A 16,596-nucleotide genomic window follows, 5' to 3' on the forward strand; every position below is an offset into this window, starting at 1 on the left:
CACTTGTTGGGAACCGGTCAGGATTCAGGCGCTGTTCGGCTTGCCCTTCATGAACAGCCAGGTGTGGAACAGCCCGTCCAGCCGCTTCCCCGAGATCCGCTCGGCCAGCCCCGTGAACTGTGCCGTCGTACCGTGGCCGCCGCGGTGGCCTGCCGTCCAGGCGCGCAGGATCCGGAAGAAGTCCCGGTCGCCGACGGCCTTGCGCAGTGCGTGGAGGGTCATGGCGCCGCGGGCGTAGACGGGCGTGTCGAAGATGTTCCGGCCGCTGCCCGGGTCGCCGGGCGGGAAGGCCCACAGGTGGTCGTTCGCCGGGCGGGCGTAGAGGGCGTCGAAGGTCTTCTGGGCGCTGTCGCCGCCGTGCTGCTCGGCGTACAGCCACTCGGCGTAGGTGGCGAAGCCCTCGTTGAGCCAGATGTCCTTCCAGGCGGTCAGGGAGACGGAGTCGCCGAACCACTGGTGGGCGTTCTCGTGGACGAGGGTGCTGAGGTCGGGCGCGGAGTCGTAGAGCGGCCGGGTCTGGGTCTCCAGGGCGTAGCCGACGTCCGGGGCGTGGTCGACGATCGACCCGGCGGAGCGGAACGGATACGGCCCGAACAGCTTGCTCTCCCAGGCGAGTACGGACGGCAGCTTCTTCAGCACCGGTGCGGCCGCGCGCGCCTCGCGCGGGTCGACGGCGTTGTACACCCGGATGCCGTCGTGGGTGGTGAACTGCTCGACCTTGAACTTTCCGATGGTGACGGTGGCCAGGTAGGCGGCCGTCGGCTCGGTCTCGCGCCAGTGGAAGGTCGTGCGGCCGTGCTCGGTGCGCCGTCCGAGCAGCACGCCGCCGGCTACGGCCGTGCGTCCCTCAGGGACGGAGACGGTGATGTCGTACGACGACTTGTCCCTGGGGTGGCTGTTGGCCGGGAACCAGGTCATCGCCCCCTGTGGCTCGCCGGCGACGAAGGCACCGTCGTCGGTGGGGATCCAGCCGTCCGCGCTGCCGTCGGGGTCGGTGACCGGCTTCGGGGTGCCGTCGTAGGTGACGGTGACCCGGAAGTCCCGGCCCGCGCGCAGGGTGCGGCGCGGGGTGACGACGAGTTCCTGGCCGGCGCGCCGGAAGGCGGCGGGCGTGCCGTCGACGGTGACGCCGGTGACCTTCAGCCCCTTCAGGTCGAGGTCGAAGCGGCTGAGGTTCTGGGTGGCGCAGGCGGAGAGGACGGCGCGGCCGTCGAGGTGCCGGGAGGAGGTGTCGTAACGGAGCGTCAGGCCGTAGTGCCGGACGTGGTAGCCACCGTTGCCGCTGAGCGGGAAGTAGGGGTCGCCCGCGCCGGACGCGCCGGCCGTGCCCGCCGGCGTCGGTCCGGTGGCGCCGAGGAGTGCCGCGAGGGCGGCGGGGACGGTGGCGAGGACCGCCCCGCGGCGCAGGACGGCGGTTGGGCGCCGGGCGGGCTGTCTGCCAAGTGGCGTCACGGGCACTCCTCGGGGGGTGGCTGGTGATCGGCTGGCCGACAGACTAGGGGCGCCGGTGGTCCGGTCTCCCTCTCATTCTGGTCAAGTCTCGCCGCATCGCCGCTCGGCGCATTGGTCGTCGGCGGGTTAGGCTCGCGGAACCGTCCGCCGCCGAGGGAGGAGTGAGGACCGTGAGCGTGCGCGTGCGCCGGATCTACGACCCGCCCGAGCCCGACGACGGCCTGCGCGTGCTGGTCGACCGGCTGTGGCCGCGCGGCCTCGCCAAGGACGCGGCCCGGGTGGACGAGTGGCCGAAGGGGCTCACGCCGTCCACCGAGCTGCGCAAGTGGTTCCACGGGGGCGGCTCGTACGAGGAGTTCAGGAGCCGCTACGAGGCGGAGCTCGACGCTCCGGAGGCCGCCGCACTCCTCGACGGCCTGCGCACGACGGCCCGCAGCGGGCGCATGACCCTGCTCACCGCGTCCAAGACGCCGGAGCAGAGCCACGCGCAGGTCCTGCTGGAGCTGCTGAAGGGCTGAGGTCAGCCCGTGTGCCGGGCGGCGTGCCGGCCCGCGGCCCGCCCGGAGAACAGGCAGCCGCCGAGGAAGGTGCCCTCCAGCGCGTTGTAGCCGTGCACACCGCCGCCGCCGAAGCCGGCCACCTCGCCCGCCGCGTACAGTCCCTCGACCGGCGTGCCGTCGGCAGCCAGGGCGCGGGAGTCGAGGTCGGTCTGGATGCCGCCGAGGGTCTTGCGGGTGAGGATGTGCAGCCGGACGCCGATGAGGGGGCCCGCGGCGGGGTCGAGGATGCGGTGCGGGGAGGCGACCCGGCCGAGCCGGTCCCCGATGTAGCGGCGGGCGTTGTGGATGCCCTGGACCTGGGAGTCCTTGCTGTAGGGGTTGGCCATCTGCAGGTCACGGGCCTCGATCTGGCGGCGCACCTCACCGGCGTCCAGCAGCGGTTTGTCGGTCAGCGCGTTCATCTTGCCGACCAGTTGCTCCAGGTTGCCCGCGGTCACGAAGTCCGCGCCCTTGTCGAGGAAGGCCCTGACCGGTGCGGGCGCGCCCTTGCCGAGCAGCCGGTCGCGCAGCACGGCCTTGCGGTCCTTGGCGGTGATGTCGGGGTTCTGCTCGGAGCCGGAGAGCGCGAACTCCTTCTCGATGATCTTCCTGGTGAGAATGAACCAGGAGTGGTCGTATCCGGCGATGTCCTCGGTGGTCCGCAGGTACTTGAGGGTGCTGAGGGTGTCGTAGCCCGGCAGGCAGGGGTCGGGCAGGCGGCGGCCGAGGGCGTCCAGCCAGATGGAGGACGGGCCGGGCAGGATGCGGATGCCGTGGCCGGGCCAGATCGGGTCCCAGTTCTGCAGGCCCTCGGTGTAGTGCCACATCCGGTCGCGGTTGACCAGGCGGACGCCGGCCTCGGCGCTGATGTCGAGCATCCGGCCGTCGACGTAGGCGGGGACGCCGGTGACCATCTCGGCCGGCGGGGTGCCGAGCCGCGCGGGCCAGTACCGGCGGACGATGTCGTGGTCGGCGCCGATGCCGCCGGAGGTGACGACGACCGCCTGGGCGGTGAGTTCGAAGTCGCCGACGCGGTCGCGGCTGGAGGCGACACCGCGCGGCGAGCGGTCCTCGGCGAGGACGGTGCCGCGCACTCCGCGTGCCGTGCCGTCCTCGATGACCAGCTCGTCGACCTGGTGGCGGTGGTAGAAGGTCAGCAGCCCGTCCCGGGCGGCCTGGCGGGCGTGGCGGACGAAGGGCTCGACCACACCGGTGCCGGTGCCCCAGGCTATGTGGAAGCGGGGTACCGAGTTGCCGTGCCCGCCCGCCCTGAGGTCGCCGCGCTCGGCCCAGCCGACGGTCGGCAGCAGTTCGATGCCGTGCCCCTTGAGCCAGGACCGCTTCTCGCCGGCCGCGAACTCGACGTAGGCGCGGGCCCAGCGCACCGCCCAGGAGTCCTCGTCGTCGAGCCGGTCGAAGCGCGCGCTGCCCTGCCAGTCGCTCCAGGCGAGGTCGAAGGAGTCCTTGATGCCGAGGCGGCGCTGCTCGGGCGAGTCGACGAGGAAGAGCCCGCCGAAGGACCAGAACGCCTGTCCGCCGAGGTTGGCGGCGTTCTCCTGGTCGACCAGGGCCACCCGGCGGCCCCGGCTGGTGAGCTCGTGCGCCGCGACCAGGCCGGCGAGGCCCGCTCCGACGACGATGACGTCAGCGTCCATCGTGACTGTGTCCTTCCTGACGGTCCTCATGCGGGGGTGGTGGTCGTACGGGGTCATGCGGGGGTGGTGGTCGTACGGGGTCATGCGAGGGTGGTGGTCGTACGGGGTCATGCGGGGGTGGTGGTCGTACGGGGTCATGCGGGGGTGGTCCCGCCGGGGTCGTGCGGCGTGCGGCTGCCGTCCGTGAGGAGGGCGGTGAGCAGCTGCCCCAGCCAGGCCCGGGCGGCGTCGACGTCCTTGTCCAGCAGCAGCTGGACGGTGACGCCGTCGTACGCGGCTACCACGGCGTGCGCCGCGCCGTCCACGTCGCCGAGCACGGCGGGCAGTTCGGTGTGGCCGCGGGCCCGGAACAGCCGGTCGGAGATCGCCTCACGGAGCCGGGCGCGGTGGTCGAGGAGGGCCCGGGCGGTCTCCGGGTCGCGGGCGGCGTGCACCAGGAAGTCGGTCTTGACCAGCAGCCAGTCGACGTCGAGGAGGAGCACCTCGGTGACCCGGTCCACGGCCGTCGGCACGTCGAGTCCGGGCCCGTCCTGGGCTAGCGCCTGGGTCACCTGGGAGGCGATCAGGTCGGCGCGCTCCCGGTAGAGCGCGAAGAACAGCTCGTCCAGCGTGGCGAAGTTCGAGTAGAAGGCGCCGCGGCTGAAGCCCGCGGCCTCGCAGACCTCCTCGATGGAGACCCGCCCGAATCCCTTGGCCGCGAACACCTCGAACGCGGCCTGAAGCAACCTGGCCCGGGTGCGGACCCGGCGCCGGGTGACGCGCTTGGCCGTCTCCTCCATGGCAGCCACCTCCCCGTTCGATACGCGAATGTATCGGATACACCGATGTATCGAAAGTGGGAGCCCCGCCCCGCAAGCAAAGGGAACACATTTTCGATTAAGGAGTACGCTGGACCCATGCCTACGCACCTCCAGGGCTCCCTGTTCGACCAGACCGACGAGCTGCGGCTCGGCGCGCTCGACGGGCTGCGCCGGACCGAGCCGGGCGCCGGCGCCTGGATCGACGTGCTGCCGGGCTGGCTGAGCGGCGCCGACGCCCTGTTCGAGAAGCTGGCGGCGGACGTGCCGTGGCGGGCGGAGCGCCGCAAGATGTACGACAACGTGGTGGCCGTACCGCGCCTGCTGGCCTTCTACGCGGCGCACGACCCGCTCCCCCATCCGGTGCTGGACGAGGCACGCGGCGCCCTGTCCCGGCACTACGCCGGGGAACTGGGCGAGCCGTTCACCACCGCCGGGCTGTGCTTCTACCGCGACGGCCGGGACAGCGTGGCCTGGCACGGGGACCGGATCGGGCGGGGTGCCCGGGAGGACACGATGGTCGCGATCCTGTCCGTCGGCACACCCCGTGACCTGCTGCTGCGCCCGGCGGGCGGAGGCGGTACGACGCTGCGGCGGCCGCTCGGGCACGGCGACCTGATCGTGATGGGCGGCTCCTGCCAGCGGACCTGGGAACACTGCGTGCCGAAGACGGCCAGGGCCGCGGGGCCGCGCATCAGCATCCAGTTCCGTCCGCACGGCGTGCACTGACGCGACCCGACGCTGCGGAGCACCGGCACATCTGGTTGGCTGTCCCCGACGGTCAGCCGCACAGGGCTCGGGGAGATCATGCGGGCAGAGGTACACCAAGTCGCCGACGGCATCCATCTGGTGCACGGCAGCCACGTCAACTGGGTGATCCTCAAGGACGGGGACGCCGTCACCCTGGTGGACACCGGCTATCCGGGAGACCGTGAGGGAGTCCTCTCGTCCCTGGCGGAAGTGGGCAGTTCACCGGAGGCGGTCGCCGCCGTGCTGATCACCCACGCGCACAACGACCACCTGGGCTCGGCCGAGTACCTGCGCGCGACCCACGGCACCCCCGTGTACCTGCACCCGGCCGAAGTGCCCCACGCACGCCGGGAGTTCCTGCACCAGGCCTCCCTCGGCGACGTGGTGCGCAACGCCTGGCGGCCGGGCGTCGTGCCCTGGGCGGCCCATGTGATCCGCCTGGGCGGCACCGAGCACAACCCCGTCACCGCCCCCGAGCCGTTCCCCGGGGAGGGCCCGCTGGACCTGCCCGGCCGCCCCGTGCCCGTGCACACCCCGGGCCACACCGACGGCCACTGCGTCTACCACCTTCCCGAGGCGGGCATCGTCATCTCCGGCGACACCCTGGCCACCGGGCACGCGACCTCACGGGTCAAGGGCCCGCAGATCCTGCTCGACTTCTTCCACCACGAGCGCGCCGGTGTCCTGGCCTCCCTCGAGACGATCGGCGCGCTCGACGGCGACACCCTGTTGCCGGGGCACGGGCCGGTGCACCGCGGCTCGGTGCGCGCGGCGGCCGAACAGGCCCGGGACCGGGCCTCCTAGAACGGCCGGCCGGGGCCTTAGGGTTCGTGCCATGGCCTTGCAGATCAGCGCCACGAACCCGGAGCACCCCGCGCTCCTGCTCGCCCTGCCCTGGGACGTGCCCCTGGAGGAGTGGCCCGAGGAGTACCTCGTGCCGCTGCCGAGGGGCATCTCCCGGCACGTCGTGCGGTACGCGCACGCCGGTGACGAGGTGATCGCCGTGAAGGAGCTGGCCCAGCGGCCCGCGCTGCGCGAGTACGAGCTGCTGCGCGACCTGGACCGGCTGGGCATCCCTGCGGTCGACCCGCTCGCGATGATCACCGGCCGCACCGACCGCGACGGCGCCCCGCTGGAGCCGGTGCTGGTCACCCGGCATCTGCGTGGCTCGCAGCCCTACCGCTCGATGTTCGAGACGACCATGCGCCCGGCGACCATGCACCGCCTGATGGACGCCCTCGCGGTGCTGCTGGTGCGGCTGCACCTGGCCGGGTTCGCGTGGGGCGACTGCTCGCTGTCCAACACCCTCTTCCGGCGGGACGCGGGCGCCTACGCCGCCTATCTGGTCGACGCCGAGACGGGCGACCTGCACCCCCGGCTCAGCCCCGGGCAGCGGGAGTACGACCTCGACCTGGCCCGGGTGAACATCAGCGGCGAGCTGCTGGACCTGGAGGCCTCCGGGGCGCTGCACCCGTCCGTCGACCCGGTGGAGTTCGGGCACGAGATCTGCACCCGGTACCAGGGCCTGTGGCAGGAGCTGACCCGCACCTCGGTGTACCCGGCGGGCAGGTACCACTACATCGAACGCCGGATCCGCCGGCTGAACGACCTCGGCTTCGACGTGGCCGAGATGCAGATCGAGCACTCCTCGAACGGCGACACGGTCACCTTCGTGCCGAAGGTGGTCGACGCGGGTCACCACCAGCGCCAGCTGCTGCGGCTGACCGGCCTGGACGCCGAGGAGAACCAGGCGCGGCGGCTGCTGAACGACCTGGAGAGCTGGATGGCCACCCAGGACGACTACGCGCCCGGCGATCCGCTCGCCGCCCGCCCGGAGGTCCTGGCCCACCGGTGGGTGCGGGACGTGTTCCGGCCCACCGTGCGGGCCGTACCGCTTCAGCTGCGCGGTGCCATGGACCCGGCCGAGATCTACCACGAACTTCTGGAACACCGCTGGTACCTGTCCGAGCGCGCCCAGCACGACATGGGCCTCGACACGGCGGTGAAGGACTACATCGAGAACGTCCTGCCGAGGGCGCGGGCCACCCTGGAGCCGGCCGAGGCCGAGTAGCTCACTCGTGCGGGACCACGGCGACCGGGCACTCGGCGTGGTGCAGCATCCCGTGCGCGACCGAGCCGACCCGGGCGCCCACGGCTGTACGGTGCGCCCGGCGTCCGACGACCATCAGCTGGGCCCGGCCGGCCGCCGACAGCAGCACCTGGCCCGCGCTGCCCATCTCGACCTGCTCGGCCACGGGCACCTCCGGGAACCGCTCCCGCCAGGGCCTGAGCGCGTCGGTCAGCGCCTGCCGCTCGTAGGGTTCGAGGCCGCCCGCGTCGTCGAGGAGCCTGAGCGAGCCGGGGCTGTAGGCGAACACCGGTGGCAGGGTCCACGCCCGTACGGCCCGTACGGCCGCGCCGCGGGCCGCCGCCGTCTCGAACGCGAACCGCAGGGTGTCCGCGCTGTCCTCGGGGTCGCCGTGCTGGCCGACGACGACGTCCCGCCCTGCGGCCTCGGCCGCCGGCTGGTCCCCGGCCCGCACCAGGACCACCGGCCGGCTCGCCTCCGCGATCACCTGCTGGCCGACCGAGCCCAGCAGGAACCCGAGGACGGGCCCGTGCCCCCGCGAGCCCAGCACCAGCATCTCCGCCTCCGCCGCGGCACGGGCCAGCGCGTGCACGGGCTCGCTCTCGACCACGTCGACGCTCACCTCGAGCTCCCGGTGCCGGCCGGAGACGGCCCGCACGGCCTCCGCCACGCCCTCCGACACCCATCCGTGCTGGGTGTCCCGGTCGGCGGTGGCGAGCGACTGCGCGTACCGCCAGGCGTGCACCACGCGCAGGGGCAGTCCACGGCGTACGGCCTCCCGGCCCGCCCAGTCCAGCGCGGCCAGGCTCTCCTGACTGTCGTCCACCCCTGCCGTGATCGGGCGTGTCATGCGTGGCCTCCTCGTCGCCGCCCTCGTGCTGCTGGTGCCCACTATCGGGCACCGGGCAACGAGTTCTGCCGCCCGGACAACGCCGGGCCCCATCAGGGTCGTCGCCCTATCCGAAGCGAACCCGGCCGATCGAACATACGATGGCTGCGGACCGGTGCGGTGGTCCCCACGACACCGACCCGTGGAACCAAACGCTCGGGGTGGGAGACGTATGGCACAGGCCGCCGACACAGCGCGGACCGTCATCCTGACCGTGGACGACGACCCGGGGGTCTCTCGTGCCGTCGCCCGCGACCTGCGGCGGCGCTACGGCGAGTCGTACCGGATCGTGCGCGCGGAGTCCGGGGAGTCCGCGCTCGAGGCGCTGCGCGAGCTGAAGCTGCGCGGCGATCTGGTGGCCGTGATCCTGGCCGACTACCGCATGCCGCAGATGAACGGCATCGAGTTCCTGGAACAGGCGCTGGACGTCTACCCGGGGGCGCGGCGGGTGCTGCTGACCGCGTACGCGGACACCAACGCCGCCATCGACGCGATCAACGTCGTCGATCTCGATCACTATCTGCTCAAGCCCTGGGATCCGCCGGAGGAGAAGCTCTACCCGGTGCTCGACGACCTGCTCCAGGCCTGGCGCACCAGCGCCTACCGGCCCGTGCCCAGCACCAAGGTCGTCGGACACCGCTGGTCGGCGCGGTCCTCGGACGTGCGCGAGTTCCTCGCCCGCAACCAGGTGCCGTACCGCTGGTACTCGGTGGAGGAGCCCGAGGGGCAGCGGCTGCTGGCGGCCGCCGGGCAGGACGGGCGGCGGCTGCCGCTGGTGATCACGCCGGACGGCGGCACGCTGGTCGAGCCGGAGGCGCCCGAGCTGGCGGCGCGGGTGGGGCTGGCGACGACGCCGACGGCCGACTTCTACGACCTCATCGTGATCGGCGGCGGGCCGGCCGGGCTCGGCGCGGCCGTGTACGGGGCCTCCGAGGGGCTCAGAACCGTGCTGGTGGAGCGGTCGGCGACCGGCGGGCAGGCCGGGCAGAGCTCCCGGATCGAGAACTACCTGGGCTTCCCCGACGGCGTCTCCGGCGCCCAGCTCACCAACCGGGCGCGCCGGCAGGCTGCCAAGTTCGGCGCGGAGATCCTGACCACCCGTGAGGTGACGGGACTCGAGGTCAATGGCGCCGCCCGGGTCGTACGGTTCGCGGACGGCTCGGCGATCGCCGCGCACAGCGTGATCCTCGCGACCGGCGTGCAGTACCGGCGGCTGGAGGCCGCCGGCTGCATGGATCTGACCGGCTGCGGGGTGTTCTACGGCTCGGCGCTGACCGAGGCCGCCTCCTGCCAGGGGCAGGACATCTACATCGTCGGCGGCGCCAACTCCGCGGGACAGGCGGCGATGTACCTGTCCCGGGGCGCGAAATCGGTGACGCTGCTGGTGCGCGGCCCCGACCTGTCGGCCTCGATGTCGCACTACCTGGTCCAGCAGATCAACGAGGCGCCGAACATCTCGGTGCGCCCGCACACGGTCGTGGACGCGGCGCACGGCTCGGAGCGCCTGGAGCAGCTGACGCTGCGTCACACCGTGACCGGGGAGTGCGAACGGGTCGACGCGCACTGGATGTTCGTGTTCATCGGCGCCGCCCCGCTGACCGACTGGCTGGGCGACGCGGTGCTGCGCGACGAGCGCGGGTTCATCCTGGCCGGGCCCGATCTGACCGCCGACGGGCGGGCGCCCGCCGGCTGGGAGCTGGACCGGCCGCCGTACCACCTGGAGACCAGCGTCCCCGGCGTGTTCGTGGCGGGTGACGCTCGTGCCGAGTCCGCCAAGCGGGTCGCGTCCGCCGTCGGCGAGGGAGCCATGGCCGTGATGCTCGTCCACCGGTATCTGGAACAGTCATGAACGATCAGGAGCAGTCATGAGCGGGCAGATCATGCCGTGCAGCCCCAAGGAGATCGGCTCGCTGTTCCTCTTCGAGAAGGTGAGCCCCGAGCAACTGGGCCGGTTGTGCAGCGAGGGGCGGGTGGAGCTGTTCGAGCCCGGTCCCGTGTACACCGAAGGCGACCCGGCCACCTGCTTCTTCGTGATGATCGAGGGCACGGTGGTGCTCTCCCGCCGGGTCGGCGGCGACGACGTGGAGGTCGCCCGCACCTCGCAGCGCGGCGTGTACGCGGGCGCGATGCAGGCCTACCTCGGCGACCGGGTGCCGCAGGTCTACAACAACTCGATGCGGGTGACGGAGCCGACGCGGTTCTTCGTGCTACCGGCGGACATCTTCGCCGACGTCATGACCGAGTGGTTCCCGATGGCCGTGCATCTGCTGGAGGGCCTGTTCTTCGGGTCCAAGCGCACCCAGGCGGCGATCGGCCAGCAGGAACGGCTGCTGGCGCTGGGCTCGCTGTCGGCCGGGCTCACGCACGAGCTGAACAACCCCGCGGCGGCGGCCGTACGGGCGACGGCCACGCTGCGCGAACGGGTCGCGAAGATGCGGCGCAAGCTCGCCGTGATCGCCGAAGGCCCCTTCTCCCGTGACGCGCTGGCGAGCCTGATCGAGATCCAGGAGCGCACCGCCGAACGGGTCGCCAAGGCCCCGGTGCTCAGTCCGCTGGAGGCCGCCGACCGCGAGGACCTGCTCACCGACTGGCTGGAGGACCACGACATCGCCCAGGCCTGGCAGGTGGCGCCGACCTTCGTGCAGGCCGGACTCGACGTCGACTGGCTGGAGCAGGTCGCGGCGGCCGTGGACGAGGAGATCCTCACCGGTGCGGTCGGCTGGCTCAACTACACCATCGAGACCGAGCTGTTGATGAACGAGATCGAGGACTCCACCACCCGCATCTCGCATCTCGTCGACGCGGCCAAGCAGTACTCGCAGCTGGACCGGGCGCCCTACCGCGTGGTGGACGTGCACGAACTCCTCGACAGCACCCTGCTGATGCTCTCCGGCAAGATCGGCGCAGGCATCGAGGTCGTGAAGGAGTACGACCGCACCCTCCCGCCGGTGCCCGCCTATCCGGCGGAGCTGAACCAGGTGTGGACCAACCTGATCGACAACGCGGTGTCCGCCATCAACGGCGCGGGCGGCACGGGCACGCTGACCGTGCGGACCGTGCTCGACCACGAGCGGCTGCGCGTGGAGTTCCAGGACACCGGGCCCGGCGTCCCGCCCGAGATCAAGGACCGGATCTTCGACCCGTTCTTCACCACCAAACCGGTCGGCGAGGGCACCGGGCTGGGCCTGGACATCTCCTGGCGGATCGTCGTCAACAAGCACCACGGCAGCCTGCGCGTGGAGTCGGTGCCCGGCGACACCCGCTTCCAGGTGCTGCTGCCGTTGACCGCCGAGGTGCCGGACACGTCCATCGAGCAAGCGGAGGAAGCCGTATGAGAAGCGTCGAGGGGTTCGACGGGAACGTCCCGCCCAGCGGCACCGGCTGTGTGGAGTGCGAGGAGGCCGGCGGCTGGTGGTTCCATCTGCGCCGGTGCGCCCAGTGCGGGCACATCGGCTGCTGCGACGACTCGCCCGCGAAGCACGCCACCGCGCACTACCACGCCACGGGCCATCCGGTGATCCAGAGCTTCGAACCGGGTGAGGAGTGGTTCTGGGACTACGCCACGGAGGAGTTGTTCACCTCGGGTCCGGGGCTGGCCCCGCCCGACAGTCATCCCGCCGATCAGCCGGTGCCGGGCCCTGCGGGGCGGGTGCCGAAGAACTGGGCGGAGACGCTTCGGGGTTGAGCGCCTGCCGGCTCGGTGGGTTCTCTGCGGACGGCGACTGCGGGTGCCTCGTTCGGTCGCTCGGCGTGTCAGGATGGGGCGTGTCGCAGATCGTCTTCAGTGCCCCGCCGTTGATCGGGCGGGACGAGGAACTGGCCCGGCTCATGGGCGTGCTGGAGCGTGCCCGGGCCGGTGCGGCACGGGCGGTGCTGCTCGCCGGTGACGCGGGGGTCGGCAAGACACGGCTGCTGGACGAGGTCGCGGGGCGGGCGGCGCGGGCGGGGAGCACCGTGGTCACCGGGCACTGTGTGGACCTCGGCGACGTGGGTCTGCCGTATCTGCCGTTCACCGAGATCCTCGGCGTGCTCGCCGCCGACGCACGCTTCTCGTCCGTGCTGGCCGCGCATCCGGCGGTGGACCGGCTGCTGGGCGCGGGCACGGACCCGGCGGGCGGCCCGGACGGGCGGCTGCGGCTGTTCGAGGACGTTGCGGGGCTGCTGGCCGAACTGGCCGCCGTGGCGCCGCTGCTGCTGGTCCTGGAGGATCTGCACTGGGCCGACCAGTCCTCCCGGGACCTGCTGCGCTTCCTGCTCAGCCGGGGCGTGCTGCACCGGCCGGGCGGCGGCCAGGAGCGGCGCCTCGCGGTCCTCGCCTCCTACCGGGCGGACGATCTGCATCGCCGCCACCCGCTGCGCCCGCTGCTCGCCGAACTGGTCCGGCTGCCGGCCGTGGAGCGGCTGGAGCTGCGGCCGCTGCCCGATCCGGAGGTCGCGCGGCTGGTGCGGGCCCTGGAGGACCGTCCGCTGCCGGAGGCCGTCGTACGCGGCATCGTGTCCCGCGCGGAGGGCAACGCGTTCTACGCGCAGGAGCTGTTCGCGGCGGCCGGCGCGGACGCCGGCGGCGTGCCCAGCGGGCTCGCGGACCTGCTGCTCATCCGGGTCGAGCAGCTGGCCGACACCGCCCAGCAGGTGCTGCGCACCGCCGCGGTGGCCGGTCGCCGGGTGGAACACGACCTGCTGCGCGAGGCGGCCGGGCTCCCCGAGGAGGAGCTGGAGGCGGCGCTGCGCGAGGCCGTCGGACGGCAGCTGCTCGTGCCCGGGGACGGCGACACCTACGCCTTCCGGCACGCCCTCACCCGCGAGGCGGTCTACGCCGACCTGCTGCCCGGCGAGCGGTCCCGGCTGCACGGGGCGTACGCCCGGCTGCTCGCCGCCCGCGGCCGCGCCCCGGAGACCGCCGCCGAGCGCGCCCACCACGCCCACGAGAGCCACGACCTGCCGGGGGCGCTCACCGCCTGTCTGGAGGCGGCCGACCACGCCCGGCGGCTGGGCGCGCCGGCCGAGGAGCTGCGGCATCTGGAGACCGCACTGGACCTGTGGTCGTCGGTGCCGGCCGAGGAACGGCCGTGCGCCGACGGGATCGCGCCCGTCACACTGACCCTGCGGGCCTCCGCCGCGGCCGCGCAGGCCGGCGACTCCCATCGGGCGGTCTCCCTGACGCGGGCCGCGCTCGCCGAGGTCGGCGAGGACGCCGACTCCGCGCTCGCCGCCCGGATCCGCTACACCCTGGCCGGCAACCTGCTCCACGTGGACCGGCTGAAGGCGGCCTTCCGGTACAGCAGCGAGGCGCTGGCGCTCATCCCCGCCGAGCCGCCCTCGCGGACCTGGGTGTGGGCGGCGGCCACCCATGTCATGGCGGCCCGTCACCTCGGCGCGGACGAGACGGCCCTGAGCATCGCCCACCGCGCCCTGCGCGTCGCCGAGGAGCTGGGCATGGCCGACGCCCAGGCCGATCTGCTGATCTCCCTGGCCAATCTCGAAGGCGGCGGCCGGCGCTCCGCGGAAGGCCGGGACAGACTGCGGCGGGCCCGGGAGCTGGCGCGGTCCGCCGGGCACGGTCCGGTGGAGATGCGCGCGCTGTTCAACCAGGCCATCAGCCGTCTGGAAGCCGGCGATCCGGAGGCCTGCCTGCCCCTGCTGGCCGAGGCGCTTCAGCGGGCCCGCCGGACCGGGCTGCTGTCCTCGCCTTATCCGCTGGAGATGCGGTATCTCCAGCTGCTGGCGCTGTACACGCTCGGCCGGTGGGACGCGTGCCTCGGCGCGGCGGCCGAGGCCGAGGCCGTGCTGCCCGCCACGGGCGCCTTCGCGGCAGGTCCCGCGCTGTACGTGGCGGTGGCGCGGGGCGACGCCGGGGCCGTCGAGCGGACCGAGGCCCTGCTGGAGGGGCCGTTCAACTGGATGGGCACCCTGGTCGCCGGTATCGCCCTCACCGACGCTGCCGCGCTGCGCGGCGCCCCGGAGGCGGCCGTGGAGCGGATGCGGGCGACGCTCGCCGCGCTGGGCGACGTCTCGGGGCGGCGGCCCGACGTCACCGTCCGGCTCGCCGCGCTCTGCCTCACGGCGGTCGCCGACCGGACCGTGGCACTGCGGCGTGCCGGGGACGCGCCGGCGCTGCGCCGCTGGGCGGACACCGCGACCGAGCTGGTGGAGCAGGCCCGGGCCTCGGCCGCGGGGGACGAGGAGGGCCGTCCGCAGGGCCCGGAGGGCCAGGCCTGGCTCGCCCGCGCCGAGGCGGAGTGGACGACGGCCGCCTCCGGCCCGGATCCGGCGGCCTGGGAGAAGGCGGTCGCCGCGTTCGCGTACGGCGATGTGTACGAGCAGGCGCGCTGCCGGGTGCGGTACGCGGAGGCGCTGCTGTCCGTCGAGCGGCGCGCGGAGGCGGCGGAGCAGGCGCGTGCGGCGAGGGCGACGGCGGCCACGCTGGGTGCGGCACCGCTGCTGGAGCGGATCGACGCGCTGACCCGCCGGGGCCGCCTCACCGCCGCCTCCGCGACCGGCACGGCCGGTGCCACGACGCTGACCGCCCGGGAGCAGGACGTGCTGCGGCTCCTCGCGCGGGGCCGCAGCAACCGGCAGATCGGCGAGGAGCTGTTCATCAGCGGCAAGACGGCGAGCGTGCACGTGTCCAACATCCTGGCCAAGCTGGGCGCCGCGAGCCGTACGGAGGCGGTGGCGGTCGCCTACCGCCGGGGCCTGATCGCGCCGGAGCCCACCGGGGCGGGGTGAGCCGGCCGGAACCCCGGTCGGCGGGTGCAGTCCAGGCTGCGGAGGTCGAGGGCGTCGGCCAGCGTCCGCATGCCCTTGTCGTCGGGGTGGAGGTGGTCGCCGCCGTCGAGGACCGGCCGCAGCCGTGCGGAGTCGTGGGGGCGGCGCAGGGTGCGGTCGAAGTCGGCGGCGGCGTCGAACTCCCCGCTGGTACGGATGAACCGGTTCACGTGGCGGCGTGCGGCCTCGGCGGCCGGGTCCCACTCCGGTCGGCCCTGGAAGGGGCCGATCGTGGCGGCGACCACGCACTTCCCCGCCGCGTGCACCCGCTCGGCGATCTTCCGGTAGCCGGCGATCAGGTCCTGCGCGGTGACTCCCGGGTGCGCCCTGAGGTCGTTCACCCCCTCGAAGAGGAAGACGGTGCGCACACCGGGCAGGGACAGCACGTCCCGGTCCAGCCGGTGCAGGGCGCTCTGCCCGACGCCGTCGGCGAGCACCCGGTTGCCCGAGATGCCTTCGTCGGCGACGCCTCGGACGGCCGCGTGCGCTGTGTTCAGGCGCCGGGCCAGGTAGTCGGGCCAGCGTCGGTTCCGGTCCATGGTGGAGTGCCTGCCGTCGGTGATGGAGTCGCCGAGCGCGACCACGGCTCCGGTGGCGCGGCGGGAGGGCCGTACGGACACGGCGTCGAGGTACCACCAGGAGCGGGTGGTCCGCGTCCAGTCGGTGCCGCTCTCCTCGGCGGTGTGGTCGCCCCGGCCGGTGTACGAGGTCTGCAGCGCCAGCCAGTGGCCGGTGGCCGGTCCCGCCGCGGCCGGGGTGTACAGGCTGACGACCAGATCGGTGCCGGCGCGCAGCCGGCCGGGCAGCGGATCGCTCCAGGCGGTGGCGCCCGGCGGAACGGTGACCGTACGACCGCCGCCGAAGGTCAGCCGCCGGTTGCTGCCCGGCCGCAGGGCGGCTCCCTCGCCGCGCACTCCGGCGTAGACGCTGTCCACGGTCAGCGGCCGGTCGCCGAAGGCGTTGCTCAGGCGGACGCGCGGATCGTCGCCGCCGACGCTGGTGTGCACGATCAGCCGGTAGTCCTCTCCGGCGGTGCCCTCGCCCAGGCGGTCGGCGCTCGCCGCCCAGGTGACGACCCCGGAGGCCCGCTCGGCGGACGCGGGCGGAGGGGCCGACCGGGCGGGTGCGGGCTGGCAGACGACGGCCGTGAGCAGGACGGCGGCGACGCGGCGGGCGCCTCCGGTCCGGCCGGTCATCTGACGAGGTCCCGCGGCGTGACGGACCCGCCGGCCGGCATGCGGACCGTGCGGTTCGTGCGGGCCGTGCGAGCCGTGCGAGCCGTGCGAGCCGTGCGAGCCGTGCGAGCCGTGCGAGCCGTGCGAGCCGTGCGAGCCGTGCGGGCCGTGCGAGCCGTGCCTGCGTATCCCACGCAGGTCATGGTCCCGCCGACGCCGGGGACGCGCACCTCGGTGGGTTCGCGGTCCGGAGGGTGCAGGTCGGCGGCTGCGCCGCGATGGCGTGGGCATTGGCCGCCGCCCGCCGGGGGCGAGCGGTCGCACGAGGTAGCCGGGAGCGAAGCCGGTGGGCGGGGGGAGTCGGCCGTGGGTGGTCGCGCGGCGGGCCGACGGTCGCGGCGCGGTCGGTGTCCCGGCCGGTTCCGCCGCCGTACGGTGAGTGCCGGACAGGGCCCGCACCGGCGCCGGCGTGGGTGACGCCC

General features: G+C 73.6%; 13 protein-coding genes. 8 read left to right on the plus strand and 5 right to left on the minus strand.

Annotated elements, in window-relative coordinates; all coding sequences use genetic code 11:
• Positions 1-24: 24 nt before the first annotated feature.
• Positions 25-1,452 carry a M1 family metallopeptidase gene (locus ACWGJ5_RS12750; RefSeq protein ID WP_453309739.1) on the minus strand — a complete coding sequence of 476 codons (1,428 nt, stop codon included), beginning with the start codon at positions 1,450-1,452 and terminating at the stop codon, positions 25-27.
• 170 nt (positions 1,453-1,622) lie between these two features.
• Between ACWGJ5_RS12750 and ACWGJ5_RS12755 the strand changes: the two genes are divergently transcribed.
• Entirely contained in the window at positions 1,623-1,970 is a 348-nt protein-coding gene (locus ACWGJ5_RS12755; RefSeq protein ID WP_453309740.1) for a DUF488 domain-containing protein, read from the plus strand.
• 2 nt (positions 1,971-1,972) lie between these two features.
• Here ACWGJ5_RS12755 and ACWGJ5_RS12760 read toward each other — a convergent pair whose 3' ends face one another.
• On the minus strand, positions 1,973-3,646 hold the full coding sequence (locus tag ACWGJ5_RS12760; RefSeq protein WP_453309862.1) for an FAD-binding dehydrogenase: 1,674 nt from the start codon (positions 3,644-3,646) through the stop codon (positions 1,973-1,975).
• A 134-nt stretch (positions 3,647-3,780) separates the two neighbouring features.
• Positions 3,781-4,425: a TetR/AcrR family transcriptional regulator gene (locus tag ACWGJ5_RS12765; RefSeq protein WP_453309741.1), complete on the minus strand. Its 645-nt coding sequence runs from the start codon at positions 4,423-4,425 to the stop codon at positions 3,781-3,783.
• Between the two features lie 117 nt (positions 4,426-4,542).
• Between ACWGJ5_RS12765 and ACWGJ5_RS12770 the strand changes: the two genes are divergently transcribed.
• The 3 genes from ACWGJ5_RS12770 (at position 4,543) to ACWGJ5_RS12780 (ending at position 7,264) form a co-directional block, all read left to right on the plus strand.
• Positions 4,543-5,172 carry an alpha-ketoglutarate-dependent dioxygenase AlkB gene (locus ACWGJ5_RS12770; RefSeq protein ID WP_453309742.1) on the plus strand — a complete coding sequence of 210 codons (630 nt, stop codon included), beginning with the start codon at positions 4,543-4,545 and terminating at the stop codon, positions 5,170-5,172.
• 78 nt (positions 5,173-5,250) lie between these two features.
• Positions 5,251-5,997: an MBL fold metallo-hydrolase gene (locus ACWGJ5_RS12775; RefSeq protein ID WP_453309743.1), complete on the plus strand. Its 747-nt coding sequence runs from the start codon at positions 5,251-5,253 to the stop codon at positions 5,995-5,997.
• A gap of 31 nt (positions 5,998-6,028) precedes the next feature.
• Positions 6,029-7,264, plus strand: coding sequence for a DUF4032 domain-containing protein (locus ACWGJ5_RS12780; RefSeq protein ID WP_453309744.1), 1,236 nt, complete (start codon positions 6,029-6,031; stop codon positions 7,262-7,264).
• Position 7,265: 1 nt separating this feature from the next.
• Here ACWGJ5_RS12780 and ACWGJ5_RS12785 read toward each other — a convergent pair whose 3' ends face one another.
• Positions 7,266-8,132: a universal stress protein gene (locus ACWGJ5_RS12785; protein WP_453309745.1), complete on the minus strand. Its 867-nt coding sequence runs from the start codon at positions 8,130-8,132 to the stop codon at positions 7,266-7,268.
• Between the two features lie 211 nt (positions 8,133-8,343).
• Here ACWGJ5_RS12785 and ACWGJ5_RS12790 point away from each other — a divergent pair, with 211 nt between their 5' ends.
• The 4 genes from ACWGJ5_RS12790 to ACWGJ5_RS12805 all read left to right on the plus strand — a co-directional run bounded on the left by ACWGJ5_RS12790 (position 8,344) and on the right by ACWGJ5_RS12805 (position 14,900).
• Entirely contained in the window at positions 8,344-10,020 is a 1,677-nt protein-coding gene (locus tag ACWGJ5_RS12790) for an FAD-dependent oxidoreductase (RefSeq protein ID WP_453309746.1), read from the plus strand.
• A 16-nt stretch (positions 10,021-10,036) separates the two neighbouring features.
• Positions 10,037-11,506: an ATP-binding protein gene (locus ACWGJ5_RS12795; protein WP_453309747.1), complete on the plus strand. Its 1,470-nt coding sequence runs from the start codon at positions 10,037-10,039 to the stop codon at positions 11,504-11,506.
• Positions 11,503-11,856 (plus strand): UBP-type zinc finger domain-containing protein, encoded by a 354-nt coding sequence (locus tag ACWGJ5_RS12800; RefSeq protein ID WP_453309748.1) that lies wholly within the window; start codon positions 11,503-11,505, stop codon positions 11,854-11,856. The genes ACWGJ5_RS12795 and ACWGJ5_RS12800 overlap by 4 nt, the downstream gene beginning before the upstream one ends.
• Positions 11,857-11,936: 80 nt before the next feature.
• On the plus strand, positions 11,937-14,900 hold the full coding sequence (locus ACWGJ5_RS12805; RefSeq protein WP_453309749.1) for a helix-turn-helix transcriptional regulator: 2,964 nt from the start codon (positions 11,937-11,939) through the stop codon (positions 14,898-14,900).
• Here the strand turns inward: ACWGJ5_RS12805 and ACWGJ5_RS12810 are convergent.
• Complete coding sequence (locus ACWGJ5_RS12810) at positions 14,855-16,135, minus strand: SGNH/GDSL hydrolase family protein (protein ID WP_453309750.1); 1,281 nt, start codon at positions 16,133-16,135, stop codon at positions 14,855-14,857. The two genes, ACWGJ5_RS12805 and ACWGJ5_RS12810, sit on opposite strands and share 46 nt — an antisense overlap.
• Positions 16,136-16,596: the final 461 nt, after the last annotated feature.

The sequence above is a fragment of the Streptomyces sp. NPDC054783 genome, assembly GCF_053611725.1.